The organism is Rhodococcus sp. BUPNP1, from assembly GCF_002215235.1.
In the GTDB taxonomy this organism is placed as follows: Bacteria; Actinomycetota; Actinomycetes; order Mycobacteriales; family Mycobacteriaceae; genus Rhodococcus.
Genome location: NZ_NERM01000009.1, coordinates 144737 through 150728, shown reverse-complemented (window position 1 = coordinate 150728; position 5992 = coordinate 144737). Strand labels below are relative to the sequence as shown.

The window sequence follows — 5992 nt, the reverse complement described above, 5'->3', positions numbered from 1 at the left end:
GCTCCCCTCGTCCTCCCGACACAATTCAGGACACGGGAAGTGCAGAACCCTCCCCTGTCATGCGATCGTGGACGGAGCCTCCCAACTCCACTGTCACGATCACCGTGCAGAAGTTTACTTACAGTCACTGTTACCCACCACTTGAACGGTCGGCCAGATCGAATCGGGTTATCGTCTCGAGCGGAAACCACGAAGGGGGCACAAGCGGCGTGAACGATGTTACCGGTGAGTCAGTTTCGCCCGAACCGCGTCGACGGAAGGTGCGCAGGCGCCTGTCGGACGAGGAGATCGCAGCTCAGCGCAGGAAGCGCCGGCGCGTGCAGATCGGCTGCGGCGTAGGCGCACTCGTTGTCGTCGGATTCATCGGCTGGCTGGGTTACGAAGGCTTGCAGGCGAAGTCGAACCTGGAGAAGGCACAGGACTTCGCGACGCAGGCGAAAGACGCACTGCTCGCAGGCGATACCGACAGGGCCCGCGTCGTCGCGGGCGACGCCGATCGCTACGCGCAGGATGCCCAGGGTTCGGTCGACTCGGTGCCGTGGCGTGTCGCCGGTGCCGTTCCATTCTTGGGGAGCCCGTTCGATTCCACTCGCCAGATGACCACCATTGTGAGCGGTCTCACAGAGCAAGTTCTCCTCCCCGCGGTCGATGCAGGTAGTGCCGTGTCCCCCGATCAGTTGATTTTGGACGGTGCACGAATCAATCTTGCTGCTCTCCGCGATGCCGCGCCCGTCCTCGAGACGACCTCTGCGGCGATCAGCGACCTCGACGAGCAGGCCCAGAACGTCGACAGCACGTGGTTGGGACTGCTCGATGACGCGCGGGTCGATCTGCAGGAGCAGGTGTCCGAGTTGTCCGGCCTATTGAACAACACCTCGCTCGCGGCACAAATCGCGCCGGCGATGCTTGGGGCAGACGGCCCACGTAGCTACTTCATCGGGTTCCAGACAAACGCAGAGGCACGTGGCACAGGCGGCCTTCTTGGCGGATTCGGGATCGTGCGTGCATCAGATGGCGATATTCGAATCGATGACTTGGGACAGAACCGAGAATTCGACTTTCTCGGCCGGAGCTATGAACCACTTGACTTAGGCCCTGATTTTTCCGCCCAGTATGGAGAAAGCGGCGCCACCACTCGCGCAGTGAACAGCAATGTAAGCTCACACTTTCCGTACGCTGCTCAAATTTGGCAATCCCTTTGGCAACAAGAGTCCGGCGAGCGCGTCGATGGCGCAATCGCCACCGATCCAGTAGCACTGAGTTATGTACTACGTGCATTAGGTCCGATCGTAATGCCTGACGGCGAGTACATCGATGCTGGTAACGTCGTCGAACTTACAGAATCTACTGCGTATATGAGATTCGCGAATGACAACGATGCCCGTAAGCAGTATCTACAAACCGTGGCCGCAAAAGTTGTTGAAAAAATGACATCAGGCATTTCAAATCCGACCGAGTTATTAAATGCCATTGGGCGTGCAGCCTCTGAGCGACGAATCGCCCTCTGGAGTGCCGACCCTGCTGTGCAAAACGAACTCGAAAAAACCCCACTCGGCCATGTCATTCCAACAGATGATGCCCCGTACGCGGGAATTGTCGTGAACAACCTGGGCGGAAACAAACTCGATTACTACCTAAGAAGGGAAATCAATTACACCGCCTCCCATTGTGACGAAGAATACCGAGACTCCACGATCACAGTACGTCTTACGAATGCAATTCCTCAAGAAGACTTCACGGAGTATGTAGCCGGGATGTTTGACAATCCCGTAAAAGCCCCTAAAGGTACCAATTTGACAGACCTCGCACTGGTCGCCACAAAAAACGCCAAGCTCCGCACGGTGACAATCGACGGCAAGCCCGGATTCGCTTTCATTGGAAATGAACTAGGTCACCCTGTGTTCCGGATACAAACTCCGATTGCGCCGGGCGAAACCGTCGAAGTTGCCTTCGATCTGGAAGAACCTACTAGTTCCGGCGCTCCGCGCGTACCTATCCAACCTTTAATTGATACACCACGCGTAAACATTGATGTTCCAGTCTGTGATTAATGAGCGCCCATCGTCCGCTCCGAAACATCAATTAAGAGTCCCTCTTGCGCTAAGTGCAAAGCCCAGTCGGACAGTGATTTCAGAAAACTAAAGCAACACCCCTAGATGAGGGGTCGCATTCGTAGCGGAGAGGAGCGACCAGGAGGCTCGGGCAGCGTATCGAGCGCTGGCGCTCGCAGGATCGGCGTTAGACTCAGCGACATTCGCGGGGCGGGAATGACCGTGAGTCCGCAGGCAAAACCCGCCGACACAAGAACTTCGAACACTGCGTCGTCGAGGATGTCGAAGCCGAGCCGGTCGTAGACGGAAGCGAGCACGTCGTAGAGCAACCGGGCACTGGTGCGCACGGTCCGGCCCGGCGAGTTCGCCGCCCGTGCCGGTGGTCGCGCCGGGCAGTTGACCGGTTCGCCAGTCGGCCACGTCGGCGATCTGCTCGACGGGCGTCGGCACATCCAGGTCCAGCGTGCCTTGATCGCCGTGCAGGAACTGTCGGGCTCGTTCGAGCAGAATGCCCAGCTCGACCTCGGTGTGCGCGGACCCGACATGAGCGAGGATCCCGTGCCGGCCCCGATGTTTGCGCACGACCTGCACCGCGACCGCTCCGGATGCGGTGCGCACCTTCCCCACGAATGCCACCGCCCGAACTTACCTGCTTAGTGTCCCGATCCGCTCCACCGCAGTCGTGACACTGTAGCTCACAGCGCCGCCACGTCACCTACCCGTCAGTAATGTCCAAACTCGGGCGATTGGCGAGATCGCACCAACCCGGCGACCTGGTCGTAGGACGGGACAACGCACGATTGTCACCATCGCCAACCGCCCGCTCGATCCCCGCTGTTTGGAAGCTTCCCGACCCTCGCCACAGCACCACCGTCATCGGCATGCACACATGCAAGATGGACTCATATGCATAGATCACAGATATGACTGGGATGCGGGGTTATTCCACAATCCACATTCACCTCTGAACCGGCACCACAAGAACATCACCGGTTCAATCCGGGATCCCTATTCCAACGGCGCGAACTTCGAGGGGTCAGCAACGCCGACCTCACCGAACCAGCCCCTCGACATTCGTCCTCGGCAAATCCGCGGACGGGAACCGTCTACACACTGCACCAAACTGATCGCGGGTGTGGCAGCGCCTCCCCTGAAACCGCACAGCTAAGTCCACTGCCAGACGCAACACCGTTCAGCGTCGGCCTACGGGCGTCCAACCCCTCTGTAGGCCCAACCCGCGTTCCGCCACGTTTGAGGATCCAGACAATTCCGCCCGTCGATGATTCGCTTGCGACGAACCACATCGTCCAAATCGGCAGGAAGCATCTTGCGAAATTCATCCCACTCAGTCAAAACAAGCACCGCATCCGCACCCTCGCAAGCTTCAATCGCTGATTCTGCATATCCCAAGGTCGGAAAAAGTGCACGAGAATTCTTCATAGCTTTAGGATCGTAGACGGTCACCGCGGCACCTTGGAGTTGCATCTGCCCCGCAATATTGAGGGCCGGCGAGTCGCGCACATCGTCTGACTCCGGTTTGAATGCAGCACCAAGCACTCCTACTCTTCCTCCTAGTAACGATCCCCCGCAAAATTCCTTTGCAGACTCCACCATCGCGACACGCCGCCGCATGTTGATCGCATCAACCTCCCGCAGGAACGTTAATGCTTGATCGGCCCCCAACTCCCCTGCCCTTGCCATAAATGCCCGAATATCTTTAGGCAAGCACCCTCCGCCGAACCCAATCCCAGCATTAAGAAACCGGCGACCGATCCGTGCATCAAAACCTATCGCATCCGCGAGGACCGAAACATCCGCCCCCGACGCCTCACAGACTTCGGCGATCGCATTAATAAATGAAATCTTCGTGGCAAGGAACGCGTTTGCCGATACCTTCACCAACTCCGCAGTTGCCAAATCTGTAACGAGGAACGGAAGACCATCCTTCAAAATGGGAGCATATACCTCCCTGGCAACCTTTTCGGCCTGACCCGAACGATTGCGGTCCACGCCCAGAACGATTCGATCAGGCCGCAACGTATCTTGCACCGCGAATCCTTCACGCAGGAACTCTGGGTTCCAAGCTATCTCCAAAGCCTCACCTGCCGGCGACAACTCACGCGCGCGCTGGCCGAGTCGGGACGCGGTACCTACAGGAACTGTCGACTTTCCAAAAATGGTCGCCGGTCTCGTGATTAAGGGCGCAATCGTCTCAATTACCGAATCTACATAACGGAGATCTGCAGCATACTCGCCCTTCTTCTGAGGCGTACCCACACCTATAAAGTGCACATCCCCAAACTCCGCTGCCTCGGCGTACGAATCCGTAAACGACAATCGCCCCGATTCGATATTTCGCTGAAGAATCTCCTCAAGACCCGGCTCATAAAATGGAACCGAACCGGACGCCAAACGTTCAAGCTTCTTCACATCAGTGTCTACACCAAGAACCTGATGCCCCAGCTCGGCCATACACGCCGCATGAGTGGCCCCAAGGTAGCCGGTGCCGATGACAGTAACTTTCACGTCATACTCCTTGAAAATCGTAGGTTCTGAAGCTACTGAACCCGTTTAGAACTGCACGGATTCTGGGACATTGAGCCGAAAACGGAATTAAAATTCTTGATACGAACTTCAATATATACCGCCAATCAAATACCACGAGAGCAACGCCAACACAAAAGAACCTAGGCACGGCAAGCCCCACACGAGGCAATGACGAACTTCAATCTCTTCGCGAGCAACGACGGCGAGAAAAATAGCGCTGAGTACGTCCCGCAACACCAGGCAGACAATGCCGAAATATATATTCCATGCAATAACCGCCGCTACACCCAAACCCGCGATTATCTCGAACCATTGAATCTTGTAGGCTTTTCGCGTCTGGCCTGTATGATTCAAATATGCATTCATGCTCCAGGTATACGCGCACGCAAAAGATGAGGCGACTATCATCGGCGCTATCGCCACCGATGTTCTCCACACTTCGCCCAAGAATAGCTTATAGAGAATAGCGGTAGCTACAAGCGAAATCCCCGAAATGAAACCGGCAATCACTATCAGCAGAAAAAGTTGGGACCGGAAGAGCGAATTGGTACGTGAGCCGGATGAAAGGTTGCCCTGGGCTAATCTGGAACGGAACAAATTCATTGATCCGTTTGCAGCGCCATCGAATCCGGCGCGCGCGAAAGCATACCCGATTGTGTAAACCCCCAGCGCCCCAGGACCCGCGATAATCGACAGAGCCAGCCGGTCACCTTGCCCCCGAAGCCAGCCGAATAGGCTGAGCAGTGCCGTTGATCGGAAATCGCTGAAAAACGAGACATCTTGGGTCCCACCAACGACAGCAGCCGTTTTCGGCGTACCAGGTCTGATCAGCAACCAGAAAACGACCTCGCACGCGAAGGCTTGCACAGGTACCGCAGCAACCGGCACCCCGATCACTACGAACCCTGCCGCCGCGATAAACGATACAAACGTCGCGCCCATACGAGAAATCGCGATACGCCGCCAATCCCCATCTCGCTGGCATTCCATTAAACGACGAAGCGATTTCGACGTGACCAATGGCACTAGGGCGAATATCAGGAGGGTAACCCGTCCCGCCTCCTCGCTCATGCTCTCACCCAGAATAAGCGCAGTCGCGATTATAAGCAGCAGAAGGCTCCCTAGGAAGCCACCAGTCGTCGACGCCCTTTTAATGAACTCTGTACCCCCCGAGCCTGCCTGCAGCGTTCGAAACGCAATTTGCCGTAAGGGAGCCTCAACGCAAGCTTGATAAAGAGTAAGAACCAACGTCAAGATCGCGATCACGCCTACAACCGTGGGAGATGTCAGGCCGGCGAGCGTCATCAGGACAACCGCCGATCCTCCACGCTGGACAAGGGTATCCCCAACCGCCCATACAAACGCCGGCACTCGTACCCTGGCCCCTACCGTCG

General features: G+C 56.8%; 4 protein-coding genes. 2 read left to right on the top strand and 2 right to left on the bottom strand.

The window, feature by feature from the left end; genetic code table 11:
• Positions 1–209: 209 nt before the first annotated feature.
• Positions 210–2051 (top strand): DUF4012 domain-containing protein, encoded by a 1842-nt coding sequence (locus B9C99_RS11895; protein ID WP_253250052.1) that lies wholly within the window; start codon positions 210–212, stop codon positions 2049–2051.
• 339 nt (positions 2052–2390) lie between these two features.
• Positions 2391–2708: a hypothetical protein gene (locus tag B9C99_RS11885; RefSeq protein ID WP_088897970.1), complete on the top strand. Its 318-nt coding sequence runs from the start codon at positions 2391–2393 to the stop codon at positions 2706–2708.
• Positions 2709–3254: 546 nt separating this feature from the next.
• On the opposite strand, the gene B9C99_RS11880 is transcribed toward B9C99_RS11885, so the two are convergent.
• Positions 3255–4577: a UDP-glucose/GDP-mannose dehydrogenase family protein gene (locus tag B9C99_RS11880; protein ID WP_088897969.1), complete on the bottom strand. Its 1323-nt coding sequence runs from the start codon at positions 4575–4577 to the stop codon at positions 3255–3257.
• Between the two features lie 108 nt (positions 4578–4685).
• Positions 4686–5903 carry an oligosaccharide flippase family protein gene (locus B9C99_RS25585; RefSeq protein ID WP_172414928.1) on the bottom strand — a complete coding sequence of 406 codons (1218 nt, stop codon included), beginning with the start codon at positions 5901–5903 and terminating at the stop codon, positions 4686–4688.
• Between the last annotated feature and the right edge of the window lie 89 nt (positions 5904–5992).

Excerpts from the sequence above, each read along its gene's own strand:
- B9C99_RS25585 (WP_172414928.1), bottom strand. The coding sequence starts at position 5,903 with ATGACGCTCGCCGGCCTGACATCTCCCACGGTTGTAGGCGTGATCGCG.